Annotated in this window: 20 protein-coding genes and 1 pseudogene; 11 read left to right on the forward strand and 10 right to left on the reverse strand. The window is 62.1% G+C overall.

Translation table 11 applies throughout. From position 1 onward, the window contains the following. Positions 1-143 precede the first annotated feature (143 nt). Positions 144-1664 carry a leucyl aminopeptidase gene (locus FBAL_RS15740; protein ID WP_013346574.1) on the forward strand — a complete coding sequence of 507 codons (1521 nt, stop codon included), beginning with the start codon at positions 144-146 and terminating at the stop codon, positions 1662-1664. A gap of 52 nt (positions 1665-1716) precedes the next feature. Here the strand turns inward: FBAL_RS15740 and FBAL_RS20815 are convergent. Further along, positions 1717-1854, reverse strand: a pseudogene (locus FBAL_RS20815) (excalibur calcium-binding domain-containing protein); the annotation flags it as partial. Positions 1855-2201: 347 nt separating this feature from the next. Between FBAL_RS20815 and FBAL_RS15750 the strand changes: the two are divergent. Then, complete coding sequence (locus tag FBAL_RS15750) at positions 2202-3218, forward strand: AraC family transcriptional regulator (RefSeq protein ID WP_013346576.1); 1017 nt, start codon at positions 2202-2204, stop codon at positions 3216-3218. Between the two features lie 9 nt (positions 3219-3227). Here FBAL_RS15750 and FBAL_RS15755 read toward each other — a convergent pair whose 3' ends face one another. Beyond that, on the reverse strand, positions 3228-5213 hold the full coding sequence (locus FBAL_RS15755) for an alkyl/aryl-sulfatase (RefSeq protein WP_013346577.1): 1986 nt from the start codon (positions 5211-5213) through the stop codon (positions 3228-3230). 184 nt (positions 5214-5397) lie between these two features. Continuing rightward, complete coding sequence (brnQ, locus tag FBAL_RS15760; RefSeq protein WP_013346578.1) at positions 5398-6726, reverse strand: branched-chain amino acid transport system II carrier protein; 1329 nt, start codon at positions 6724-6726, stop codon at positions 5398-5400. 367 nt (positions 6727-7093) lie between these two features. Between brnQ and FBAL_RS15765 the strand changes: the two genes are divergently transcribed. From FBAL_RS15765 to FBAL_RS20750, 4 genes are all read left to right on the forward strand, one after another. Then, positions 7094-7798, forward strand: a complete 705-nt coding sequence (locus FBAL_RS15765) for a tRNA1(Val) (adenine(37)-N6)-methyltransferase (RefSeq protein ID WP_013346579.1) — start codon at positions 7094-7096, stop codon at positions 7796-7798. Positions 7799-7803: 5 nt separating this feature from the next. Further along, a complete protein-coding gene (srmB, locus tag FBAL_RS15770) occupies positions 7804-9138 on the forward strand; it encodes an ATP-dependent RNA helicase SrmB (RefSeq protein WP_013346580.1) in 1335 nt (444 codons plus the stop codon). 123 nt (positions 9139-9261) lie between these two features. Then, positions 9262-11388, forward strand: a complete 2127-nt coding sequence (locus FBAL_RS15775; protein ID WP_041251335.1) for a nitrogen regulation protein NR(II) — start codon at positions 9262-9264, stop codon at positions 11386-11388. Positions 11389-11541: 153 nt separating this feature from the next. After that, on the forward strand, positions 11542-12093 hold the full coding sequence (locus FBAL_RS20750; protein WP_013346582.1) for a type II secretion system protein: 552 nt from the start codon (positions 11542-11544) through the stop codon (positions 12091-12093). Positions 12094-12174: 81 nt separating this feature from the next. Here FBAL_RS20750 and FBAL_RS15785 read toward each other — a convergent pair whose 3' ends face one another. The 4 genes from FBAL_RS15785 to epd all read right to left on the reverse strand — a co-directional run bounded on the left by FBAL_RS15785 (position 12175) and on the right by epd (position 16444). After that, a complete protein-coding gene (locus FBAL_RS15785; protein WP_013346583.1) occupies positions 12175-12918 on the reverse strand; it encodes a DUF481 domain-containing protein in 744 nt (247 codons plus the stop codon). Between the two features lie 121 nt (positions 12919-13039). After that, a complete protein-coding gene (gene fba / locus FBAL_RS15790; protein WP_013346584.1) occupies positions 13040-14107 on the reverse strand; it encodes a class II fructose-bisphosphate aldolase in 1068 nt (355 codons plus the stop codon). Positions 14108-14219: 112 nt separating this feature from the next. Beyond that, entirely contained in the window at positions 14220-15398 is a 1179-nt protein-coding gene (locus FBAL_RS15795; protein ID WP_013346585.1) for a phosphoglycerate kinase, read from the reverse strand. Positions 15399-15418: 20 nt separating this feature from the next. Then, complete coding sequence (gene epd / locus FBAL_RS15800; RefSeq protein WP_013346586.1) at positions 15419-16444, reverse strand: erythrose-4-phosphate dehydrogenase; 1026 nt, start codon at positions 16442-16444, stop codon at positions 15419-15421. Positions 16445-16614: 170 nt separating this feature from the next. Between epd and FBAL_RS15805 the strand changes: the two genes are divergently transcribed. From FBAL_RS15805 to FBAL_RS15820, 4 genes are all read left to right on the forward strand, one after another. After that, on the forward strand, positions 16615-17307 hold the full coding sequence (locus FBAL_RS15805; protein WP_013346587.1) for a 16S rRNA pseudouridine(516) synthase: 693 nt from the start codon (positions 16615-16617) through the stop codon (positions 17305-17307). A 21-nt stretch (positions 17308-17328) separates the two neighbouring features. Next, positions 17329-17988: a potassium channel family protein gene (locus FBAL_RS15810; protein WP_013346588.1), complete on the forward strand. Its 660-nt coding sequence runs from the start codon at positions 17329-17331 to the stop codon at positions 17986-17988. A gap of 60 nt (positions 17989-18048) precedes the next feature. Next, a complete protein-coding gene (locus tag FBAL_RS15815) occupies positions 18049-18882 on the forward strand; it encodes a CvfB family protein (protein WP_013346589.1) in 834 nt (277 codons plus the stop codon). 146 nt (positions 18883-19028) lie between these two features. Then, entirely contained in the window at positions 19029-20819 is a 1791-nt protein-coding gene (locus tag FBAL_RS15820; RefSeq protein ID WP_013346590.1) for an acyl-CoA dehydrogenase C-terminal domain-containing protein, read from the forward strand. On the opposite strand, the gene FBAL_RS15825 is transcribed toward FBAL_RS15820, so the two are convergent. Continuing rightward, positions 20816-21688, reverse strand: a complete 873-nt coding sequence (locus FBAL_RS15825; protein ID WP_013346591.1) for a LysR substrate-binding domain-containing protein — start codon at positions 21686-21688, stop codon at positions 20816-20818. The genes FBAL_RS15820 and FBAL_RS15825 overlap by 4 nt on opposite strands. A gap of 91 nt (positions 21689-21779) precedes the next feature. Here FBAL_RS15825 and FBAL_RS15830 point away from each other — a divergent pair, with 91 nt between their 5' ends. Continuing rightward, positions 21780-22742 (forward strand): TDT family transporter, encoded by a 963-nt coding sequence (locus FBAL_RS15830; RefSeq protein WP_013346592.1) that lies wholly within the window; start codon positions 21780-21782, stop codon positions 22740-22742. A gap of 45 nt (positions 22743-22787) precedes the next feature. On the opposite strand, the gene FBAL_RS20550 is transcribed toward FBAL_RS15830, so the two are convergent. Together FBAL_RS20550 and FBAL_RS15835 are read right to left on the reverse strand one after the other, a co-directional pair. Further along, positions 22788-23039: a DapH/DapD/GlmU-related protein gene (locus FBAL_RS20550; RefSeq protein ID WP_216086794.1), complete on the reverse strand. Its 252-nt coding sequence runs from the start codon at positions 23037-23039 to the stop codon at positions 22788-22790. Continuing rightward, on the reverse strand, positions 22982-23356 hold the full coding sequence (locus FBAL_RS15835; protein WP_216086795.1) for a maltose acetyltransferase domain-containing protein: 375 nt from the start codon (positions 23354-23356) through the stop codon (positions 22982-22984). Before FBAL_RS15835 ends, FBAL_RS20550 begins: the two co-directional genes overlap by 58 nt. Positions 23357-23385 lie beyond the last annotated feature (29 nt).

The following is a 23385-nucleotide window of genomic DNA, read 5'->3' on the forward strand; positions in this document are numbered from 1 at the left end:
TCCTTTTTCCCCGCCCGGCCCGCAAATGTAAATCATTGTTAATGCCGGGTTTGTCGCCTTAACCGGACTCTCACACTTTGCTATGCTGCCCCGGCTGAAACGCCGAGTTCAGCCTCCCTGATAACAATAATGAGTCGACGGAAATGACAAAATTCCCCTATGCCCTGGGCCTGGTGGCCGCCGCCATCGCCCTCCCCGCCAGCGCCGAAACCTACCAGTTCACCAGCGAGCTGAAGGGTCACCCCACCACGCTGGTGCTGTTCCAGCAGCAGGACGGTGCCCTGTACGGTCAGGCGAGCCTGCCCCAAGCCACCCACAACCAGATCCTGCGAGCGGCCGAAGCGGCGCAGTTCAGCGGCAAGCAGGGCCAGAAGCTGGAGATCCTGGCCCCGAACGGCATCAAGTCCGCCCGTCTGGTGGTGATGGGTCTGGGCGACGATGCCCTGACCGAAGGTGAAATCAACGCTTTGGGCGGCCAGCTGGCCACCCACCTGGCCGCCCTGCCGGAGCAGCAGGTTGGCGTGCTGACCAGCGGCATTGACAACGGTGCGGAGTTTGCCGCCCAGTTTGCCCACGGTATCGAGCTGAAAAGCTACCGCTACACCCGTTACACCCCGGAATCCACCGCCGAAACCAAGCATTACCAGGTGGTGGCGGAAAACCAGCAAAGCGCCAGTGCCCGTCATGCCGCCCTGCAGGCGGTGGAAGCCGGTGTCTTTATGGCGCGGGACATGACCAACGCCACCGCCGGTGACATGTACCCGGGCAGCTTTGCCGAGCAGGCAGAATCCCTGCGCAAGCTGGGCGTTAAGGTCACCGTGCTGGACCGCAAAGAGCTGGAGAAGCTCAACATGGGCGCCCTGGTTGGTGTCGGCAAAGGCAGTGAACGGGAGCCCAAGCTGGTCGTCGCCCACTGGCAGGGCAGCGATGAAGCCCCCATCGCCCTGGTCGGTAAGGGGATCACCTTTGACTCCGGCGGTTACAACATCAAGGCCACCGGCACCTCCATCATCTACATGAAGTCCGATATGGCCGGTGCGGCCACGGTACTGGGTACGGTCAAAGCGATGGCGATGCAGAAAGTCCCGGTGAACGTGGTGGCCGTTATGCCGTTGGCAGAGAACATGGTGTCAGAGCGCGCCCTGCGTCCGGGTGACGTGGTGGTCACCGGTCAGGGCACCACCGTTGAGGTTACCAACACCGATGCCGAAGGCCGCCTGATCCTGGCGGATGCCCTGTGGTATGCCCGCGAGCAGTACCAGCCACAGATGATTGTCGATGTGGCCACCCTGACCGGCTCCAAAGTGCGCGCCCTCGGCCGTGAGTTTACCGGCTTGTTCTCCGACGACAGCAGCATGGTGACTGAGCTGACCTACGCCGGTGAGCGGGTGGGTGAAAAGCTGTGGCGCCTGCCGCTGGCCCCCGCCTTCGGTGATGAACTCAAATCCGACATCGCCGATATGAAGAACACCGGCAAGAGCGCCGGTGCGTCTGTGGCCGCCATGTTCCTGCACGCCTTTGTCGGCGACGCCCGCTGGGCCCACCTGGACATCGCCGGTGATGCCCTGACCAGCACCGGTACCGACTTTGCGCCCAAGGGTGCCACCGGTCACGGTGTGCGTCTGCTGAGCTACTGGCTGACTGAGCAGGCTGAGACCCAGTAACGACATCTCCCGATAAAAAAGGGCGCCCATCCGGCGCCCTTTTTGCTCACCGCTACCAACGACTGTCCCTCTCACAAGGAATACCATCATTGTCGCCATCCATTCGGGTGTCGGGACAGTTCTGAATAAAGAAAACCGCTTCGGCTCTGGATGTCATCTCGCTGCAATAGCGGCGACCATCACAGCGAAATCGAGGTGCGACCGGTTCAAACTCATATTCAATCTCGGCCACTTGATGCGCCGGCGGTTCCGCATCCACCATGTTGTCCGATGTTTCTGTTTGGGTCTGGTAATAAAACAGCAGGGCTCCTAAGCCAAGCAGTACAGTGAATTTATTCATTTTCCCTGTCTCAGTATCAGTCCTTTGGTTAGCCTAAGACCTTCCATTTTTACAACAACTTATTCCTTTCCCGGCCCACTCAATCCACTGCCCCGTTAGTGGTTCCCGATTCCGTACTCACCACAATTTTTGCTGTCCTGTCGCACCCTGCCCTTTTGTGATATACCGGTTAAAACGTCGCAAAAAACCAACAAAAAATGACAACCCTAATCCCGCAAACCCCCTCCACCATAGGCACCTGGGCGCTGCTGATGGCCAAGTCCATCGCCAGTTACGGCGTGGACGCCGATGCCCTTTTTGCTGAGGCGGGATTGAGGCTTGAGGACGCCCGCCGCGACAGTGAAACCCGCTTCCCGGTGCGGCAGATGGCCCAGGTCTGGCAGCTGGCTGTTGAGCATACCGGTGACCCCTGCATCGCCCTTACCCTGACCCGCTATTTCCAGCCCTCCACCTACAGCGCCCCGGGCATTGCCATGGTCTCCAGTCGCAATGTGCTGGAGGGGCTGCAGCGCTGCATCCGCTACTTCCGCCATACCACCGATGTGGCGGAGATTGAGATCCAGGAACGGGGGGAGCAACTGGCCTTGCTTATCCGCATTCCGGCGCAAAACGAGCCCTGTGCCGGCGAGGCGATCGAAGCCTACTGCGCCACTGCGGTGCAGCTGTTCCGGCTGATGCTGGATGAGGGGTTCTGCCCGGACCGGGTCACCTTTCGCCACCCCGCCGAGCCCGCCAAAACCGAGGCGTTTGCTGAGTTCTTTGGCTGCCCGGTCGAGTTCGGCAGCCAGGACACCCAGTTGATATTTAACCGCAGCGCGCTGCTGCGACCCCATATGTTTGCCAATCCGGCCCTGGCGGCCTCGCTGGACCAATGGATCACCGAGCGTCTGGCCAGCTTTACCGAAAGCCAATTCGCCACTCAGGTGCAGCGCTACCTGCTGGACCAACTGCTGTTTGAGCCGGTGGATGCGGAAGCGGTGGCCAGCCACCTCAATATGAGCGTGCGCACCATGCAGCGGAAGCTGAAAAAGGAGGGGGTGAGCTTTCACCAGTTGCTCAATGATTGCCGCCACCACTTGGCGATCAAGCTGGTGGCGGAGAAGAAGCGTCCTCTGGCCGAAATCGCCCAGATGCTGGGCTTTGCCGACCAGAGCAGCTTTACCCGCGCCTTCCGTCAGTGGACGGGCGTTTCACCTAAGCAGTATGGGAACTAACGGTTGCCGTTAGCCTGGCGTTACCAGTGGGAATTTGCCATCTGGCTGATCAAACAGGCTGAGGAAGTTCAGCAGTGTCAGTGGATTGCCTTCAACGCTGAGGGCATCGGAAAACAGGGTGTCACGCAGCCCCAGCTGGCCGGTCAGCATCTTCACCAACAGCGGCTGGGTTAACGTCAGGGTGACCGTCGGTTCGGTGCCCGAGTCCGGCTCCACGGCCCGGTAGTGCAGCACCGCATTCTCAATCCACAGCAGGTAGTGCTGGTCGAGGTCGCTGAAACTGATGCGCACCCGGGTGTCCACCCCCTCCGCCTCTTCCGCCTTCAGGCGCACCGCCATAGATTGGAAGAACTTGTCCACTGAGGTTTGCGCCAGCACATCATGCATCGCCACCAGGTCGACCCCGCGTTTGGGCGGCCCCTGCAGCAACTCCTGGGCCGCCATCAGGTAGCTGTTACGCCAGGAGCCCGCTTCCGCCTGATACCCCAGCTGGCGATACACCGCCGCCAACCGAATGCGGGCCTCCTCGTTATCCGGCTCGGCAAACACCAGATGGTTGAGCAGCTCCGCCGCCCAGCGATAGTCGCCCTCCTGCCGGGCCGCTGCCGCTGCGTTCAGCACCGCCTCGGCGCCCCCCATCAGGCTGACATAACGGCTGGCTGAGGTGGCCTTGGGCAGCGGGTCGAGGTTGGCCGGGTTGCCGTCGTACCAGCCCAGATAGAACTGGTAAACCGCTTTGGCGTTGTGCTTCAGCGAACCGTGATAGCCCCGCACCGACCAGGTTTGTGCCAGCGAGTCCGGCAGGGTGATGCGCTCCGCCACCTCATCGGCGTTCAGCCCCTGGTTAAACCAACGTACGGTCTGGTCATGGACGTACTTGTAGATGTCCCGCTGCTGGGTCAGGAAGGTCTGAATCTCCTGTTGCCCCCACAGCGGCCAGTGGTGGCTGGCAAAGTAGACCTCGGATTGATCAAACAGCTGGCGCGCTTCGTCGATGTAGTGGCTCCAGCGCAGAGCATCCCGGGCCTGAGCGCCGCGCAGGGTGTAGATGTTGTGCATATTGCGCGACACCAGCTCTGCCCCGCAGAACGCCTTGAACTGCGGAAGGTAGAAGGTGAACTCCGAGGGGGACTCCGTCTCCGGGGTGAGCTGGAACACCAACTCTACGCCGTCGATATTGAGGCGTTCGCCGGTCTGCTGCACCACCAGGCTGGGGGGCAGGATGCCAAAGCTGCCCATCACCGGGCCCTTGCCCAGCCCCGAGCCGATGTAGCCGTCCGCCGCCACCGGCAACTCGGTGCCGTACATCAGCTGAGCGCGCCGCCCCATCGCCACCCCGGCGATGATGTTTTCACTGGTGGCCGCCTCCATAAAGCCTTCCGGGGCAATCACCGGCACCTCACCGCTCTGCACCTGCTCCAGTGAGGCCAGCGCCAGTGCCCCACCAAAGTGGTCGATGTGGGCGTGGGTGAAGATGATCGCCGTGATCGGCTTGCGCTCCAGCTCGGTGAAAGCAAACTCCAGCGCCACTTTGGCGGACTCTTTGGAGGTCAGCGGGTCCACCACGATCCAGCCGTTGTCGCTCTCGATCAGGGTCATGTTGGCCAGGTCGAACCCGCGCAACTGGTAGATGCCGGGCACCACTTCGAACAGCCCCCGGATGTTGTTCAGCTGGGCCTGGCGCCACAGGCTGGGGTTGGCGCTGTCCGGGGCGTCCTGGGCCAGAAAGTCGAATTGCTGTGCTGACCAGATGCGTTCGCCGTTACGGTCGATGTCCACAGTGGGCGCTGCGGCAATCAGGCCGCGTCGCGCCAGCTCAAAGTCGCGATCATCGGAGAATGGCAGGGTATCCCGCACCTGTTGATGGGCGGCCAGGGTGGCGGCCGACGCCTCGCTGGTACCCGGCGGCAACGGCTTGGGGCCGGAACAGGCGGCCAGCACCACTGCGGCACTGGCCAGGCATGTCAGTAGGGCGTAACGGGATTGATGGGGCATGTGTGTCTACCTTCCTGGTGACAGAGGACTGTCGTCGATTCCTGACCTGCCAACCTAGCCGACTCACGGCTTTCAGGATTGTTACCAGCCGACAAGTTTTGGTCGCAGCACGACAGCTTCCGGCATCCTGCCGACACAAAAAAGCCCCGCCATTGGGCGGGGCTTTCGCGGTTTACAGGGGAGGTCAGCCCTGTACCGGCTCAGCAACGATCTGACGCTCGCTGCGCTTGTACGCCATGCCGACGATGGCCACCAGCAGAGTCAGCGGCAACCAGGCCAGGTGCTTGTCGAACAGCGGCAGGAAGCTAAAGGCGTTCACCAGCGGCTCAGCCACACCCGCCACTTTCAGGCCGCTCAGCAGGCCAGTGAAGAAGGCGATGGCGATCATCGCGCCCAGCACAGTCTTCTTCTGGCTGATTTGACGACCGGCGAAGGCGTAGATGATCAGCGCCATGGCCACCGGGTACACGATAAACAGTACCGGGATGGAGATGGTGATCAGCTGGGCCAGGCCGACGTTGGCCACCACGGCACACGCAGAGGCGTTGATCAGTACCCAGTTGCGGTAGCTGATTTTCGGCAGCAGTTCGTTGAAGTACTCAGAACAGGCAGAGATCAGGCCCACCGCAGTGGTCAAACAGGCCAGAGTCACCACCGCCGCCAGGATAAACAGGCCCGGGGTGCCAAACACCTGCATCACGTAGGCGCTCAGTACCGCACCACCGTTCTCGGAGCCGGCAGCCAATACGGAGCTGGTGGCACCCAGGTAGAACAGGGAGACATACACCACGGCCAGACCGGTGGCAGCGATCACGCCCGCTTTCATCAGGTAACCGGCCTGGCTGGCAGCGTCGGTCACGCCTTTACGGCGCAGGATGTCCACCATCAGGGTACCGAACATCAGGGCGCCCAGAGCGTCCATGGTCATGTAGCCTTCAAGGAAACCGTTGGTGAAAGGGGTGTCCTGCCACACGCCGGTGGCCGCGCCGATCGGATCCTGCGGGGCAACCAGAACGGAGATGGCCAGAACCGCCAACAACAGGATCAGGGCCGGGGTCAGCATTTTGCCCACGGTGTCCATCAGTTTGCCCGGACGCAGGGCCAGGCCCACGGCCAAAACAAAGAACAGGAAGGTGAAGCCCAGCTGAGTCAGGGCGGTGCCCTCGCTCAGGAACGGCAGCAAGCCGATTTCATAAGCCACCAGGCCGGTGCGCGGTGCCGCGAAAGCCGGACCGATGACGATAAAGATGGCAACGGCCACTGCGGTACCGACCCAGGCCGGCAGCAGGCGAGTGATCACCGGAATACCGCCCCCGGCTTTGGCCACAGCAATCAGGCCCAGCAGCGGCAGGCCCACCGCGGTGACCAGGAAGCCCAGCATCGCCGGCATCAGGTTGTCACCGGCGCTCATGCCCGCCATCGGAGGAAAGATGATATTGCCCGCGCCCAGGAAGAAGGCGAACAACATAAAACCCAAACTGAGGGTATCGGTGGTGGTTAATCGCTTGCTCAAAATAAACCTCTACTGCGGCATGTTCTTGTTATCACTACTTGAAACTGTCCGTTGCGCGACCAAACCTGTAAAGCCAGGTTGACACCTTCGGACCCCGTTATCGCCAAGCCCATTGGCGATTTTTTCATCAACGTGCCGCATTCCGATGTCGCCGAATGACCTTTTGGTCGTTTTTTGTTCTAGCTTGGCGACGCGGGGTGCTGACTAACGGCTGCAACTAATACCAGCCATTATTGGTCGACACAATAGCCAAACCCGAACCTTAACCATTCAATACATCGTCGCTACATTTGACCCCCAACGAGGCTACAGCCAAAACGGCGAAAATCTGCTAGAGTCTGCCGCCTTAATTTGCCGGAGCCGTTTGATGCCCTTCACCTTTAAACAGTTTCACGTGGATGACCGCAGTTGCGGCATGCCAGTGAGCACCGATGGGGTGATGCTGGGCGCCTGGGCCGCCCTGCCCGACCAGGGCAGAGTGCTGGATCTGGGCACCGGTTCCGGCCTGTTGGCACTGATGGCCAGCCAACGCAGCCAGGCACACATCACCGCGGTCGAACTGGACCCGGACGCCTGCCGCCAGGCTGAGGCCAACTTTGCCGCCAGCCCCTGGACTGAGCGGTTGCAACTGGTGCAGTGCGATGTCCGTGACTGGCACCCGAGTGCGCCCTTCGACGCCATCGTCTGTAACCCGCCCTACTTCACCAGTGGGGAGCGCAGCCAACGGGGACAGTCCCGGGCCCAGGCCCGCCATGTCGATACCCTCAGTCATGACGACCTGCTCAATGCCCTGGTTCGCTTGCTTCACCCCAAGGGGTGTGCCAGCCTGATCCTGCCGTTGGTCGAAGGTGAGCTGCTGCTGACCCGACTGGCAAACAGCGGATTGCACCTGATCCGACGCACGGCGGTACACAGCCGTGCCGATAAACCGACCCAGCGCCTGCTGCTGACTTTGTCTCGTCAGCCCGCAGAGCCGGTACTGGATACGCTGGTGATCCACAGCCAGGATGGCGGCTACAGCGCAGCCTTTTGCGCCCTAACCCAAGACTTCTATCTCAAGATGGGATCCTGATTTTCATGAGTTTCGCCGATTTCGATCTGGATCCGCGCCTGGAAAAGGCGCTGGCCAAAAGCGGTTACACCAAACCCACCACCATTCAGCGTGCCGTACTTGAAGCGGCGCTGGAGGAGCGTGACATCCTGGCCAGTGCCCCGACCGGTACCGGTAAAACGGCCGCCTATCTGCTGCCGGCACTGCAGCACCTGCTCGACTTCCCGCGCCGGGAAGCCGGTCACGCCCGCGTGTTGGTGCTGACCCCGACCCGCGAGCTGGCGCAACAGGTGGAAGCCTATGGCCGCAAACTGCTGGCCGGCACCCAGCTGTCCATCGGCGCCATCGTCGGTGGTAAGGACTACCAGCATGACGCCGACCTGCTGAAGCAGAACATGGACATCCTGGTGGCCACCCCGGGTCGCCTGATCATGTACCTGGAGGACGAGAAGTTCGATCCGCGCCAGGTTGAGATCATGGTGATCGACGAAGCCGACCGCATGCTGGACATGGGCTTTATGCCAGTGGTGGACCGCATCGCTGCTGAAACCCGCTGGCGCAAGCAAACCATGCTGTTCTCCGCCACCCTGGAGGGCGCGGGGCTGGACAACTTTGTCCGCGAGCTGCTGAACGACCCGGTGCACTGCGACGCCAAGCCGCCGCGCAGCGAGCGCAAGAAGATCACCCAGTACTACTACCGCGCTGACGACATGGACCACAAGTTCAAGCTGCTCAAGCGCCTGCTGGCGGATCCGGAGTGCACCCGCGCGATGATCTTTACCAAGACCCGCGACCGCGCCACTGAGCTGCACGCCAAGCTGTTTGCCGCCAAGATCCGCACTGCCGTGCTGCAGGGCGCTATGGTGCAGGGCAAGCGTGACGATGCCCTGGAGCGTTTCCGCGAAGGCCGTGTGCAGGTGCTGGTGGCCACTGACGTCGCCGCCCGTGGCATCGACATCGCCAACGTCACCCACGTGATCAACTTCGACCTGCCCCGCACCAGCGAGGTTTACCTGCACCGTATCGGCCGTACCGCCCGTGCCGGTGCCAAGGGGATGGCCCTGAACCTGGTGGAAGCCCACGATATGCCGATGCTGGATCGCATCCAGCGCTACATCGATGAGCCCATCAAAGTGCGGGTGATCGAGTCCCTGCGTCCGCGCAGCAAGGCGCCGAGCTTCAGCAAGCCGAAGAAGAAGACCGACGCCAAGGGTAAGAAGAAGTCCGCCACCAAAGGCAAGAAGAAAGCCAGCGGCAAATCCGCGGACAAGCCGGAGGAGAAGAAGCAACGCCACCGTGACCGTAAGAACATCGGTAAGCGTCGCGCTCCGGCCGCCAACAAAGCCGGCGACAACGAGTAACCGGCTGAGGTAGAGAGTCTGGGCAACCCAACTGGCTCAGGCTCTCAACCTCGTGCTAACATCGAGCCTCCTTGTTGCACATGGATGGCTGCAGTGTCCGAACGGAGCGAACCAAGAGCGGACTTGAGCCGCGTCCTTGCGGGGTTTGACCAGGCCCCAACTCACCGACAGTTGCCTTTTATCTGGCAGCTGCTGTTGATGGTTCTGGTGATCGCCGGCATCGCCCTCGGCGCCATCAGCGTCAATGCTGAACTGCTCCGGGCCCGCCTTTCGGAACACCGGTTCAGCGAACTCCAGGTATTCAGCGACCGCATCAACGACAGCATGTACCGGCTGGAGACCCGGGCCCAACTGATGGCCCAATACGGTATCGCTTCCCACCTCCTGCGCCAGCAACAACTCAACATCGATCCCCTCAAATCCTTTATGCAGCAGTTGCTCGCCACCGAGAGCAGCTTCCGCAAAATCGCCATTCTCGATATCGAGGGCAACACCATCCTCAGCCAGGGGCAGGACACCTACTTTCACCTGACCCGACGAAAACTGCAGAGCCTGATCGCCGACCTCGACCCTGGCGAGGTGTTCAGCTCACCGCTGCAGCTCGAAGGAGGCCGCGCCCACCGCTATATGATCGCCCCGGTGTCCGGCAGCCCCCACGGCGCCCGAGCCATGCTGTTCACCGTAGAGATGGCCGAGTCCTGGACCAAATTCAAAGCGGTTGACGGCAGCGATGGCACTCCACTGGTGCTGGTGGATGCCCGCGGTAACTGCTTTGGCATCAACCGGGGCGATGACAGCGACATCGGCCAGTTACCGTTACCGGGCCGCCACCCCGATTTGTGGCAGGCGATGCAACAGAATGACTTTGGCCAGCTGGCCAAGGGCAACTTCCACTACATCTACATGCAGGTGCGCCCCGGCTCCCAGTCGCCGCTCTACCTGGTCACCTTCCTGGAAAACAACACGCAGCATCCCCTGGTTCAGCGCTACCAGCGTCAGATCACTGTGGCCGCACTGGTGCTGATTCTGGTGCTGGCACGACTGATGTGGCACCGCCGCTATCAGGAGGACCACAGCCGTGGCCGCGCCCGCGCTGAGCGCCTGCTGGAGCAGCTCTACCACGGCACTCAGGGGCTGCTGATCTTCAACAGTGAAGGCCGCTGCATCACCGCCAACCCCGCCGCCTCCAGTCAGTTGGACCTGCAGCCCGACCGATTGCAGGACCGCCGCTTCCGCCACCTGTTCGACAGCGACAACCTGGGCGTGGACATGATTTGGCAGCTGATCCGCGGCTCCGGCTACTGGGAGGGGCGCCTGGTGGTGCGACACCAGCCCCAGCTGGTGGTGAAAACCAACATCCGGGCCATCCCCATTGAGGACAATGAGCGTCTGTTCCTGCTCACCCTGGAGGAGGGACGACAGCAACTGGATATGGAGCAGCAACTGCGCCAACTGGAGCAGCTTACCGACAGCGCCAGCGGTCTGGCCCTGATCGACGGCCATCAGCGCATCCGCCATATCAATCCAGCCCTTGGTCGCATTCTCAGCCAGCCCGAAGAGCGCCTGTGCGGCACCCACTGGCTGACGCTGCTGCAGCTCACCACTCCCGACCTGGAACTGAGCCTCAATCATCAGCTGGCCAATCGTGGCTACTGGCAGGGCGCACTCTGGTTCCGCCGGGGTGACGGCGGGGTGGTGCGCTGCCTGGCCAATCTGCATCAGGGTGAGGCTATCGGCCAGGACGACAGTTACCAGGTGCTGACCCTCACCCCGCTGATGGACCAGAAGCTCGACGACGCCGTCAGTGCCGGACAGCGGCCCCGCCACAACCTGGCGCGGGTGCTGCAGCAGGGGCAGCCCAGCAGCGCGCTGATCCTGTTCAGCCAGAGCCACCCCAATGCCCTGGCCACCTTTAACGACTCCGACGCTCTGCTGTTCCGTCAGCACCAGCTGGTGCAGCTGCTCGATGGCGCGTTGCCCAAGGACGCGATGCTCGGTGAAGAGGGCGAGATTGGCGAAACCGCCGTGCTGTTGCCGGGCTGGAACGACAGCGACGCTACCACCCTGGCGGCCAACCTGATTCAGCTGCTGGATGAGGGTGGGCTGCGTGAAGACCTCACCATCGGACTGGCTCAGAGTGCGCCCGGCCAACCCTGGCACACCCTGCTCGATAACGCCCGGGCGGCGGTGGTGCGCGCCACCCTGTCGGGACAGGCCTATTGTCAGGCACACACCCGAAACAGCGCCTGAGCCCCGCTACCGACAGCAGAAGGCCGCCACCAGGGCGGCCTTTTTCTTGCTCCAAATCATGAACAAAGCATTTAGCCCGGACAGGGCTGGAGCCACCGTTGACTCGCTTGACCAATGTCTCATAATGCGGGCGATCAAGGCGTCGGAGGCAGTATGAAAGTATCCGCAAACAAGGGCTTTACCCTGATTGAACTGGTGGTGGTTATCGTGATCCTCGGCATTCTGGCCGTGGTGGCACTGCCCCGCTATATCGACCTGCAGGACGATGCACGGGAGAGTGCGATTGTGGCGCAGTTTGGTGCACTGGCCAGTGCCATTAAGCTGTATCACAACGGCTGGCTGGCCGCGGGCCACACCGACGCCGTGGAAGACCTGCCCAGCTTTGGTGACGGCACCATCGCCTCCACCGCCACCGGCTGGCCCTACGGCAAAACCACCTCCGAGCATCAGTACGATGCCTGCGTGAGCCTGTGGCATGGCCTGACCGATACCGACATCACCGCCGAAGGCACCGACAGCGTCAACCACGTGGGTCAGATCGACTCCGACGTGGGCATCACCTATCGTGACAACACCTGCATCTTTGTGGCGGCGCACTTTGTCCAGAAGGGCAAACCCACCATCCAGATGACCTACAACAACGCCACCGGTGAGGTGGTGATTGATGATGCCAAATACGACCACCAAGGCAACCAGGTGCCCTGAATCCGGCCCCGAGTCCGGTACTGACAGAACATAAAAAAACACCGCCTTATGGCGGTGTTTTTTTGTTGGCCGGCGCGGCGCTCAGAACTTGTAGAGCAGGGTCGCTGCCAGCGTGGTGTCGGTGCTCTTATTGTCCGGGCCCGGATCGGAGTCGTGCTTGACGCTGTAGGAGAGCTTCATCGCCAGGCTGCCTACCAGTGCGGCGGACACATAGGTTTCGCTACGGGTAATGGTAGAGCCGTCACCCAGCGCGATGTTGGAGGTGATCAGCTGACCAAACTCGGCGCTCTCAGAGAACTGCCACCAGAAGTCCACTTTCACCCGGGCGATAAAGTCGCTTTCGTCGTCCTCATCGGGGCGCAGGTCGTCATCGTACTTCTTGTAGCTGTAACCCGGACCGGCCTCAGCCAGCAGCGTCATGGTGTCCTGTTCGATGATGCGACGGCCGTAACCCAGCGCGGCACTGACGATGTACTCGTAGTCGGTGAACTTATCGATCTCACCGTCCACCATGCCAAACATGTACTGTTTGCCGGTAGCCGGGTAGTCCCCCTGATAGAGGGCGTAGTAACGCTCACCGGAGCGCTCCCCGGTATCCTCGGCGTAGAGGATATCGAGCAGGTATTGATTCTTGAGGTCACCAATCAGGTGAGTGGCGTCCACTTTACCTTTGATGTTGGTGGTTTCAGTGTTGCCGGAGACGATGGTGGCACCCAGCTCGGCGGTACCGCTGAACGGCGGCGGGGGGGCATCTTCCGCCATGGCGGGGATGGCGCTGCCCAGGGCCAGCAGCAGGCTGGCGGTAATGGTGTTGATGGCTTTCATGATCGCTCCCTGACAATCCGGATCACACAACGCCCGGAAACGGCAACATTCTAACAACACAAAAACCCCGAGCACAAAAAAACGCCTGCAAAAGCAGGCGTTTTTCTTACCGAGGGTGTAATCAGATGTGCACTTTCGGGTCCAGCTCGCCGGACAGGTAACGCTTGTACATCGCCTGCAGGGAGAGCGGCTTGATCTTGGAGCCCATACCGGCACAGCCGAAGGCTTCGTAACGATCCTTACAGATGCCGGCCATGGCGACCATGGAAGCCTGCAGGAACTTACGCGGGTCGAACTCAGACGGGTTCTCCGCCAGGAACTTACGCACCGCACCGGTAGAGGCCAGGCGCAGGTCGGTATCGATGTTCACTTTGCGAACACCGTACTTGATGCCTTCAACGATCTCTTCCACCGGCACACCGTAGGTTTCCGGGATCTCACCACCGAAGCGGTTGATCACTTCCAGCCACTCCTGCGGTACGGAGGAGGAGCCGTGCATCACCAGGTGGGTATCCGGAATGCGAGCGTGGATCTCTTTGATGCGGTCGATGCGCAGTACGTCACCGGTCGGCTTCTTGGAGAACTTGTAAGCGCCGTGGCTGGTGCCGATGGCGATCGCCAGGGCGTCCACCTTGGTGGCAGCCACAAAGCGGGCGGCTTCTTCCGGGTCGGTCAGCAGCTGGTCGTGGCTCAGTACGCCTTCGGCGCCCACACCATCCTCTTCGCCAGCCATGCCGGTTTCCAGGCTGCCCAGACAGCCAATTTCACCCTCTACGGACACACCACAAGCGTGGGCGAACGCGACGGTGCGCTGAGTCACCTGCACGTTGTAACCGTAGTCAGCCGGGGTTTTGCCATCTTCGCGCAGAGAGCCATCCATCATCACGGAGCTGAAGCCCATCTGGATGGAACGCTGACACACGTCCGGGGAGGTGCCGTGGTCCTGGTGGATACACACCGGAACGTCCGGGTACTGCTCCAGTGCCGCGTTCATCAGGTAGCGCAGGAACTGCGGACGCGCGTACTTACGGGCACCGGCGGAGGCTTGCACGATCACCGGGGAATCGGTTTCCTCGGCGGCCTGCATGATGGCGCGCATCTGCTCCAGGTTGTTAACGTTAAAAGCGGGTACACCGTAGTTATGCTCAGCAGCGTGGTCGAGCATCTGGCGCAGAGAGATCAAAGCCATCTTGTCAGACTCCAGTAGATAGAACGAAACGGATCAGGGCGCGTCCTGCGCCCATCGCGCCCGCCGTACACTGCGGCGGGCAATGGGAGGCCAATCTCTGGCCCCACAGCAATTAACCTTTGGCGCGTTGCTCCAGCATCGCCACCGCCGGCAGGGTTTTACCCTCGAGGAACTCGAGGAACGCACCGCCCCCAGTGGAAATGTAGGAGATTTTGTCGGCGATGCCGTACTTGTCGACCGCCGCCAGGGTGTCACCACCACCGGCGATGGAGAAGGCGTCGGACTCGGCGATGGCCTGAGCGATGCGCTGGGTACCGGCACCGAACTGGTCAAACTCGAACACGCCTACCGGACCATTCCAGACAATGGTGCCGGCGTTTTTCAGGATCTCAGCCAGCGCTTCCGCGCTGTCCGGACCGATGTCGAAAATCATGTCATCGTCGGCCACGTCGGCCACCGGCTTCAGGGTGGCTTCGGCATCTTCAGCAAACTGCTTGCCGCACACCACGTCGGTGGGCACCGGGATGTCGCCGCCACGGCTCTGGGCCTGGGCGGTCAGGGCCTTGGCCTGGTCGATCAGGTCAGCTTCGTACAGGGACTTGCCCACCGGGTGACCGGCTGCGGCGATAAAGGTGTTGGCGATGCCGCCACCAACCACCAGCTGGTCCACTTTCTGGGACAGGGACTCCAGTACGGTCAGCTTGGTGGAGACCTTGGAGCCACCGACAATGGCCACCATCGGGCGGGCCGGGTTATCCAGCGCCTTACCCAACGCGTCCAGCTCCGCCGCCAGCAGCGGGCCGGCACAGGCGACCGGGGCAAACTTGGCCACACCGTGGGTGGAGGCCTGAGCGCGGTGGGCGGTGCCGAAGGCGTCCATCACAAAGATGTCGCACAGGGCGGCGTAGGCTTTGGACAGCGCTTCGTCGTCCTTCTTCTCGCCCGGATTGAAGCGAACGTTTTCGAAGATCACCAGCTCGCCGTCAGCCACCTCAACGCCGCTCAGGTAGTCCTTCTCCAGGCGCACCGGCGCAGCCAGTTTGTCGGCCAGGTAGTTCACCACCGGCGCCATGGAGAACGCCTCGTCATACTCGCCCTCGGTGGGACGGCCCAGGTGGGACATCACCATCACCTTGGCACCGGCCTTGAGGGCCAGTTCGATGGTCGGCAGGGAGGCCAGGATACGGGCGTCCGAAGTGACGACGCCGTTTTTCACCGGCACGTTGAGATCCTGGCGGATCAGCACGCGTTTGCCGGCCAGATCCTGATCGGTCAGCTTGAGTACGGTCATGGTGGTTCCCTCGTAAGATGTCATTCAGATCCAGTTCCGGCACCGGCCAGGGCCAGTGCCGTGTCCAACATGCGGTTGGCAAATCCCCACTCGTTATCGCACCACAGCAACAGCTTCACCAGGTGACCATCAGACACCCGGGTCTGGGTGCCGTCCACCACGCAGGAGTGGGGGTCGTGGTTAAAATCGCTGGAGACCAACGGGGCCTCAGTGTAGTTCAGGATGCCACGCAGTCGCCCTTCGGCGGCGTTCTGCAGCACCCCGTTGATGGTGGCGATGTCGACCCGGTCGCGCAGGGTCAGGGAGAGATCCATGGCGGTAACGTTGGTGGTCGGCACCCGCACCGCGATGGCTTCAAACTTGTTTTTCAGGCTGGGCACGATGCGCTCAATGCCCCGCGCCAGCTTGGTGTCCACCGGAATGATGGATTGGCTGGCGGCACGGGTCAGGCGCAGGTCGTCGTGATAGGCGTCGATCACCTGCTGATCGTGCATGGCCGAATGGATGGTGGTGATGGCACCGCGCTCGATGCCAAACTCCTCGTGCAGCAGGGTGATCACCGGCACCGAGCAGTTGGTGGTGCAGGACGCGTTGGAGACCACGGTCTCGTCGCCGGTCAGGCATTGATGGTTGACGCCAAATACCACGGTGGCGTCCACGGCGCTGTCCGCCGGATGGGAGATCAGCACCCGTTTGGCGCCGGCCCGGCAGTGCGCTTCGCACTCGGCACGGGTTTTCAGCACCCCGGAGCACTCCATCACCAGGTCGATCTCCAGCTCGCCCCAGGGCAACTGGCTCACATCGGGCTGGTGAAACAGGGCGATGTCATCGCCGCCCACATGCAGCCAACCGTCGGATACGCTGACGGGCTGGGCGAAACGGCCGTGGGTGGTGTCAAACTGGGTCAGGTGGGCGATGGCCTCAGGCTTGGCCAGTTCGTTGATGGCGACCACGCGGATCTGCTCCCGCAGCCCGGTTTCGTACAGGGCTCGAAGGGTAGAACGGCCGATTCGGCCAAAGCCATTAATGGCAACGCGTAGGGTCATGACAGCCTTGTGGTTGGAGGGTGCATCCTGTTTTAAAACGGGCGCCATTCTAGCCCAGAACCCTTACCATCCAAAGCCTTGCGACGGCTTTGCAAAAAAGATCCGTATAGCAACGAACAAAAAGCCGATAATGGCCCCTGAATCGTAAGAAATGATGAAATAAAACCAACATGAGACTGGATCGACTGCTGTGCCAACACCCCAAATGGAATCGCCGCCACGTGCTGGGGTTGCTGGTGCAGGGCCGCGTTACCGTTAATGAGGTGGTGGTGACCAACCCCACCCACGAGGTGTCGGCGTTCGACACCGTGCACGCGGATGGCGAACTGTGCCAGGCAGGCAAACCCGCCCACTACCTGATGCTGAACAAGCCGGCGGGGATCCTCAGTGCCACCAGCGACCCGGTGCATCCGACGGTGATGCAGCTGCTGCCCGAAGCGCTGGCCAAAGACCTCCACATCGGTGGCCGTCTCGACCGCGCCAGCACCGGCCTGATGTTGCTGACCAACGATGGGCAGTGGTCACGCCGCGCCACCGACCCGGACAAGCGCTCCCCCAAGGTGTACCGGGTCACCCTGGCCAACCCCATCCACCCCGATACCGAGCAGGTGTTTGCCGAAGGCATTTACTTTCCTTTCGAAGCGATCACCACCTCACCGGCGCAACTGGAGCGACTGGGAGAGTGTGAGTGCCGACTTACCATCTATGAAGGGCGCTATCACCAGATTAAGCGGATGTTCGGCCGCTTCCGCAATCCGGTTGTGGCCCTGCACCGCGAATCCATGGGGGCCATCACCCTCGACCCGACTCTGGCACCCGGCCAATACCGGGCGTTAACGGCAGAGGAGATCGCCAGCGTCTAGACTTGTGGCGGGAGGACCGCCATGCGCAGCAAAATCACTCAGGATAACAACTTCTTCTTCCTCACCGGCGCCCTGATCATCCTGCTGCTCAGCAGCGCGCTGGAGCAGGTGCTGTCCAGTGGTTTGCTGGAAGAGGTGTTGCAACTCCTCACCCTGCTCACCTTTGCCGTGTGCCTGACCAGCCTGAAGTTTGAGCCCGGCTGGTCCCGCTTCCTGATGCTGCTGGTGGCGGCCTGGGTGTTTCTGGCACTGCTGAAACGCTGGCTCCATATCGGCCTGTTTGATCTGATGGGACTGACGCTGATGCTGATGTTCTTTCTCGGCACCCTCAAAGCCTGCGCCCGCCAAATCCTCTTTACCGGCGGCCCCATCACCGGCAATCAGGTGGTGGGCTCACTGGCACTGTTCCTGCTGTTAGGGCTGGTGTGGGCCCTGATCTACCTGGTGATACTGGAGTTTTCCCCGGAGGCGTTCAGTGGCCTGGAGCCCCGCCCCTGGCAGGACAACCTCAACCGCGCCATCTACTTCAGCTTTGTCACCCTCACTACACTGGGCTACGGCGAGATCACCCCCACCAATGCCTTTGCCCAGGCAGCGGTGTATCTGGAGGCGATCATCGGCACCTTCTACCTGGCAGTGGTGGTGGCCAGTCTGGTCAGCGCCAAACAGGCCGAGCCTTAACAGACGCTGTGCGAAAAAGCGGGTATAATTCGCGCCCCAATGACATCTAAGGCAGCCAACATGGTCAACATCGGACAATTCAACACCCTCACCATCACCAAGCGGGTCGGTTTCGGCCTCTACCTGGATGGCGGCGATCTGGGTGAGATCCTGCTGCCGAAGAAGTGGGCGCCCGAAGACGCCAACCCGGGTGACGAGCTGGAGGTGTTTATCTACCTCGACTCGGAAGACCAGTTTATCGCCACCACCCAGAAGCCCAAGGCTCAGGTAGGTCAGTTCGCCTCCCTGCAGTGCAAGGAAGTGGGCCGTTACGGTGCGTTCCTGGACTGGGGTCTGGATAAAGACCTGCTGGTACCGTTTAACCAGCAGAAGCAGCCGATGGAAGCGGGTCGCTACTACGTGGTGTACCTCTACGTTGATCAGCACACCGACCGCATCGCCGCCTCCGGCAAGCTGGATCGCTTCCTCGACAAAACCCCGGCCAACTACAAAGTGGGCCAGAAGGTGCGAGTCACCATTGGTGGCAAATCCGATCTGGGTTACAAGGCGATCGTCGATAACGCCCACTGGGGTGTGATCTACTTCGACACCGTATTTAAGCCGCTGCGCAACGGTCAGCAGATGCCCGGCACCATCACCAAGGTGCGCGACGGTGGCCGCCTCGACGTCAGCGTCAACGCCCCGGTCGCCAAACAGGTTGATCAGCTGGGTGAAAAGATCCTGGCCTACCTGCGCACCCAGCCCAACGGCTTTGCCCCGTTGAACGACAAGGCCGACCCGGAGACCATCAAGTCCCTGTTCGGCGTCTCCAAGGGCGTGTTCAAGCGCACCATCGGCGGCCTCTACAAAGCGGAACGCATCACCATCCTCGATAACGGCATCGAGCTGCGGTAATCCCCGCTTCCGCAATCAGCCCGGCCCTGCGCCGGGCTTTTTATTTTGGGGCTGGCAACCGCCCCGGCAATCTGGCAGCTTTGGGCGTCAAACGGACGTTTGACTGCGGGCCACTTCCGGCCCGTTCACTGCGCAAGGAGCACAGCATGCCGGTCTACCACGCCCCCCTCAAAGAGATGCAGTTTGTGCTGCATCAGACCCTCAATATTGGCCAGCACTACGCTGAGCTGGGCTATCAGGACGCCACTCCGGATCTGGTCGATGCGGTGCTGGAGGAGGCGGGCAAGTTTACCGAGTCCGTGATCGCCCCACTGAACCGGGTGGGGGATGAGCAGGGCTGTCGCTTCGACAATGGCGAGGTCACCACCCCGGAAGGGTTTAAGGCCGCCTACCAGCAGTACATCGACGCCGGTTGGCCCACGCTGGCGCAACCAACCCAGTTCGGTGGCCAGGGCCTGCCCTACTCGCTCAATCTGGTGTGCGCTGAGATGCAGTCGGCGGCCAACCACGCCTTCGCCATGTATCCCGGCCTCAGCCACGGCGCCCAGGCCACCCTGATGGCGCACGGCGACGAGGCCCTGCAGGCGCGCTTTATGCCCAAGCTGGTGTCCGGCGAGTGGACCGGCACCATGTGCCTGACCGAGGCCCACTGCGGCTCTGACCTGGGCCTGCTGCGCACCAAAGCCACCCCTCAGGAGGACGGCAGCTACCGACTCGATGGCAGCAAGATCTTTATCTCCTCTGGTGACCATGACCTGGCCGAGAACATCGTCCATATCGTGATTGCCCGCATCGAAGGCGCCCCGGCGGGCACCAAAGGAATCTCCCTGTTTCTGGTGCCCAAGATGGCGGTGGCCGACGACGGCAGCATCACCGGCCGCAACGGCGTCAGCTGTGGCTCGATTGAGCACAAGATGGGGATCCACGGCAACGCCACCTGCGTAATCAACTTTGATGGCGCCACCGGCTACCTGCTGGGGGAGCCCAATCGCGGCCTCAATGCCATGTTCACCTTTATGAACGCCGCCCGGGTCGGGGTGGCGGCGGAAGGAGTGGCGGCCGCCGAAGCGTCCTTCCAGGGCGCTTTGGCCTATGCCCGCGAGCGCCTGCAGATGCGCTCCCTGAGCGGCATCAAAGCCCCGGACAAACCGGCAGACCCCATCATTGTTCACCCCGACGTGCGCCGAATGCTGCTGACCCAAAAAGCGATTGCCGAGGGCGGACGTGCACTGGTTTACGAGATGGCCAGCTGGGTCGACATCAGCAAAAGCAGCACGGTGTCTTCCGAGGCGCGCCAGCGCGCCGAAGCGCGCCTGAGCCTGCTGACTCCCATCGCCAAAGCGTTCCTGACCGAGATGGGGTTTGAGGCCACCAGCCTTGGCGTGCAGGTATTGGGCGGTCACGGCTATGTGGCCGAATGGGGGATGGAGCAGCTGATGCGCGACACCAAGATCTCCTGCCTGTACGAAGGCACCACCGGCATCCAGGCCCTCGACCTGCTGGCCCGCAAGGTGCTGGGCAGCCGCGGCGCCCTGCTGGAGGGCTACTGCACCGAGCTGGCCCAATGGTGGCAGGCACAAACCCTACCAGAATCCCTGCAGCCCCTGCGCCAGCAACTGCTGGCCCACCTCCAGCAGTGGGGAGAGCTGACCCAGGGTATCGCCGTCCGGGCCCAGCAGAACCCCGATGAGATCGGTGCCGCCTCGGTGGATTACCTGATGTTCGCCGGTTACGTGGTGCTGGCCCACCAGTGGCTCAAGATGGCAATGGCCGCCGACGCCCTCAAAGAGCGCGACCCGGACCTGTGCCAGGCCAAGCAGGAAACCGCGTACTTTGTGTTTGCCCGCCTGCTGCCCAAGGCCGCCAGCCATGCGGTTCTGGCGGCGCAGAGCAGCGACAGCCTGATGCGCCTGCCGGAGTCGGCATTCGGCCGTTAAGCCTCTGCCAGCAGTGCCAGCACCCGCTGCAGCTGCGGCAGATGTTCGCTGCCCGGCGGGTGCACCAGTGAGAAGCGGCGCTGAATCGGGTGAGGCAGGCTGACCTGCCCCACCCACCCCTGGCGAATCGCGGCTTCACAGGCCAACCGCGACACCAGCGACAACCCCAATCCCGCCTGCACCGCCCGCACCACCGCTTCGAGCTGGCCCAGCTCCAGCACCACCTTAAAGCGGTTCAGTCGCGGCGCCAGGTGGTGGTCAAACTGTTCCCGGCTGCCGGAATGCACCTCCCGCAGCACCCAGTTCTGTTGCTCCAGCGCTTGCCAGGGCACGGTCTGCCCCGCCAGCGCGTGGTCCGGCGGCGTCACCACCACCATCTCATCGGCACGCCAGGGCTGGCGCACCAACCCCGCCTGGATGCTCTCACTCTCCACCAGGGCAAAGTCCAGCGCCCGCTCCGCCAGCTGCTGCTGCAACTGGTAGCTGTTGGCCAGGGTGACCACCGGCAATGGCCAATCGTCAGGCCAGTGCCGGGCCAACAGTGTCGGCAGCAGATAGTTGCCGATGGTGGCACTGGCCCCCAATCGCAATGGGGTCGCGCTGACGCCACTGCGAAACAGGGTCATTACCCCCTGCTCCCGCGCCAGCAGCTCCTCCGCCATCGGCAGCAGCTGGCGCCCCTGAGTGTTCAGCACCAACCGTTGGGCGCGTCGCTCAAACAGCTCAACGCCGAGCTGCTGCTCCAGCGCTTTGATCGCCTGGGAAGCGGCACCGCGGGTCAGAAACAGCGCATCGGCGCTGCGCCCGAGGTTGCCGGTATGGGCCACCGAAACGAAGATCCGAAGTTGCCGCAGCGACAGGTCAGCCATTTAGTTTCTCTATACGCGATGTGAAATATCATTCGATATTATTAAACACAAAAGGCGCGCACAATAGCGGCATCTGAATAGGAGCCGCACTATGTCTGTTGCTGAAAAATTCAATCGCATCCCCACTCCGTTGGCCGGGCTCGCACTGGGCATCGCCAGCCTGGGTCTGTGTCTGGATGGCCGCCTGGGCGGCGACGGCCAGATCCAGCTGGGTGGCGCCATCATCGCTGCAGCACTGCTGCTGTCGCTGCTGGTGAAGTTTGTCCTGAACCCGGGCCAGCTCAAGCTGGACGTGGCCCACGCCGTGGTCGGCAGTGTGATTCCGACCTTTGCCATGGCCACCATGGTGATCTCCACCAGCCTGTACCGCTTTATGCCCTTTGGCGGCCAGCTGCTGTGGCTGGTGGCCGTGGCTCTGCATCTGGCGCTGCTGCTGGGTTTCCTCTATCACCGCGCCAAAGAGCCGGGCTGGCACCATATGGTTCCGAGCTGGTTTGTGCCGCCGGTGGGCATCATCGTGGCCGCCGTCACCTGCCCCAGCGAGGCCGTTAAGCCGCTGGCCCAGGTGCTGCTGTACGGCGGCATGGTCGCCTACGCCATCATGCTGCCGCTGATGCTGTACCGCCTGATCTTCCACACCAATGTGCCGGATCCGGCCAAGCCGACCATCGCCATTATGGCCGCGCCGGCCAGCCTCTCCCTGGCCGGTTACCTGAACCTGGTCAGTGAGCCCAATGCGTTGGTGGTGGCCCTGCTGCTGGGCATCGCCCTGCTGATGACCGCACTGGTCTACCTGGCGTTCTTCCACCTGATGCGCCTGCCGTTCAGCCCGGGCTACGCCGCCTTCACCTTCCCCATGGTGATCGGCGCCACCGCGCTGTACCAGTGCACCAAGCTGTTTGAGCACTGGGGCCTGAGCCAGCACATCGTGCTGCACCACCTGGCGGACGCTGAGCTGCTGGTGGCCACTGCGGTAGTGAGTTACGTGGCCCTGCGCTACCTGATGGCTTACTGGCCCAAAGCGCCCTCCGGCCCGACCGCCGTCAGCCACTGAGTTCTGAGTTGAAAAGAAAGGCCGCCCACCGGGCGGCCTTTTTGTCTATTCGGTCGGGTTCAGCCCGCTGCGTATCACTCTGGCCGGGTTTCCAGCCACGACGGTGTCGGCGGGCACATCTTTGGTCACCACCGCACCGGCGGCAATCACCGCCCTGTCCCCCACGGTCACACCCGGACATAGGATGGCGCCACCGCCCACCCAGACATCATCACCGAGGGTAACCGGTCGGGCCCACTCTACCCCATCCCGCCGGGGTGTCGCCTCAAGGGGGTGACAGGGGGTGTAGATCTGCACCTTGGGCCCCAGCAGCACGTTATTGCGATGGTGACCGGCGCGCAGTCGAGTATCACGCAGTCCATATTGATGAACACGTTATCCCCCAGCCGGATCTGGATGCCGTAATCGCACTGAAACGGCGCTTCCAGCCAGAGGTTGTCACCGCAGGACTCAAACAGCTGCTCAGCCAGCTGCTGACGCCCGGCCTGGTCGGCCATATCGTGTTCATTAAGCTGACGACAGCGTTGCCACGCCGCCATCCTCAGCGCCACCAGCGTGGGGTCCATCCCCTGATAGGGCTCACCGGCGCGCATCAAGCCGAGTGCTTCGGGCATTGGTCTCTCCAATAAAAAAGCCGCTTCGG

Origin of the sequence: Ferrimonas balearica DSM 9799 (genome assembly GCF_000148645.1) — a bacterium.
GTDB classification, from domain to species: domain Bacteria; phylum Pseudomonadota; class Gammaproteobacteria; order Enterobacterales; family Shewanellaceae; genus Ferrimonas; species Ferrimonas balearica.

Excerpts from the sequence above, each read along its gene's own strand:
- FBAL_RS15740 (WP_013346574.1), top strand. The coding sequence starts at position 144 with ATGACAAAATTCCCCTATGCCCTGGGCCTGGTGGCCGCCGCCATCGCC.
- FBAL_RS15750 (WP_013346576.1), top strand. The coding sequence starts at position 2,202 with ATGACAACCCTAATCCCGCAAACCCCCTCCACCATAGGCACCTGGGCG.
- FBAL_RS15755 (WP_013346577.1), bottom strand. The coding sequence starts at position 5,213 with ATGCCCCATCAATCCCGTTACGCCCTACTGACATGCCTGGCCAGTGCC.
- FBAL_RS15765 (WP_013346579.1), top strand. The coding sequence starts at position 7,094 with ATGCCCTTCACCTTTAAACAGTTTCACGTGGATGACCGCAGTTGCGGC.
- srmB (WP_013346580.1), top strand. The coding sequence starts at position 7,804 with ATGAGTTTCGCCGATTTCGATCTGGATCCGCGCCTGGAAAAGGCGCTG.
- FBAL_RS20750 (WP_013346582.1), top strand. The coding sequence starts at position 11,542 with ATGAAAGTATCCGCAAACAAGGGCTTTACCCTGATTGAACTGGTGGTG.
- FBAL_RS15785 (WP_013346583.1), bottom strand. The coding sequence starts at position 12,918 with ATGAAAGCCATCAACACCATTACCGCCAGCCTGCTGCTGGCCCTGGGC.
- fba (WP_013346584.1), bottom strand. The coding sequence starts at position 14,107 with ATGGCTTTGATCTCTCTGCGCCAGATGCTCGACCACGCTGCTGAGCAT.
- FBAL_RS15795 (WP_013346585.1), bottom strand. The coding sequence starts at position 15,398 with ATGACCGTACTCAAGCTGACCGATCAGGATCTGGCCGGCAAACGCGTG.
- epd (WP_013346586.1), bottom strand. The coding sequence starts at position 16,444 with ATGACCCTACGCGTTGCCATTAATGGCTTTGGCCGAATCGGCCGTTCT.
- FBAL_RS15805 (WP_013346587.1), top strand. The coding sequence starts at position 16,615 with ATGAGACTGGATCGACTGCTGTGCCAACACCCCAAATGGAATCGCCGC.
- FBAL_RS15810 (WP_013346588.1), top strand. The coding sequence starts at position 17,329 with ATGCGCAGCAAAATCACTCAGGATAACAACTTCTTCTTCCTCACCGGC.
- FBAL_RS15815 (WP_013346589.1), top strand. The coding sequence starts at position 18,049 with ATGGTCAACATCGGACAATTCAACACCCTCACCATCACCAAGCGGGTC.
- FBAL_RS15820 (WP_013346590.1), top strand. The coding sequence starts at position 19,029 with ATGCCGGTCTACCACGCCCCCCTCAAAGAGATGCAGTTTGTGCTGCAT.
- FBAL_RS15825 (WP_013346591.1), bottom strand. The coding sequence starts at position 21,688 with ATGGCTGACCTGTCGCTGCGGCAACTTCGGATCTTCGTTTCGGTGGCC.
- FBAL_RS15830 (WP_013346592.1), top strand. The coding sequence starts at position 21,780 with ATGTCTGTTGCTGAAAAATTCAATCGCATCCCCACTCCGTTGGCCGGG.
- FBAL_RS15835 (WP_216086795.1), bottom strand. The coding sequence starts at position 23,356 with ATGCCCGAAGCACTCGGCTTGATGCGCGCCGGTGAGCCCTATCAGGGG.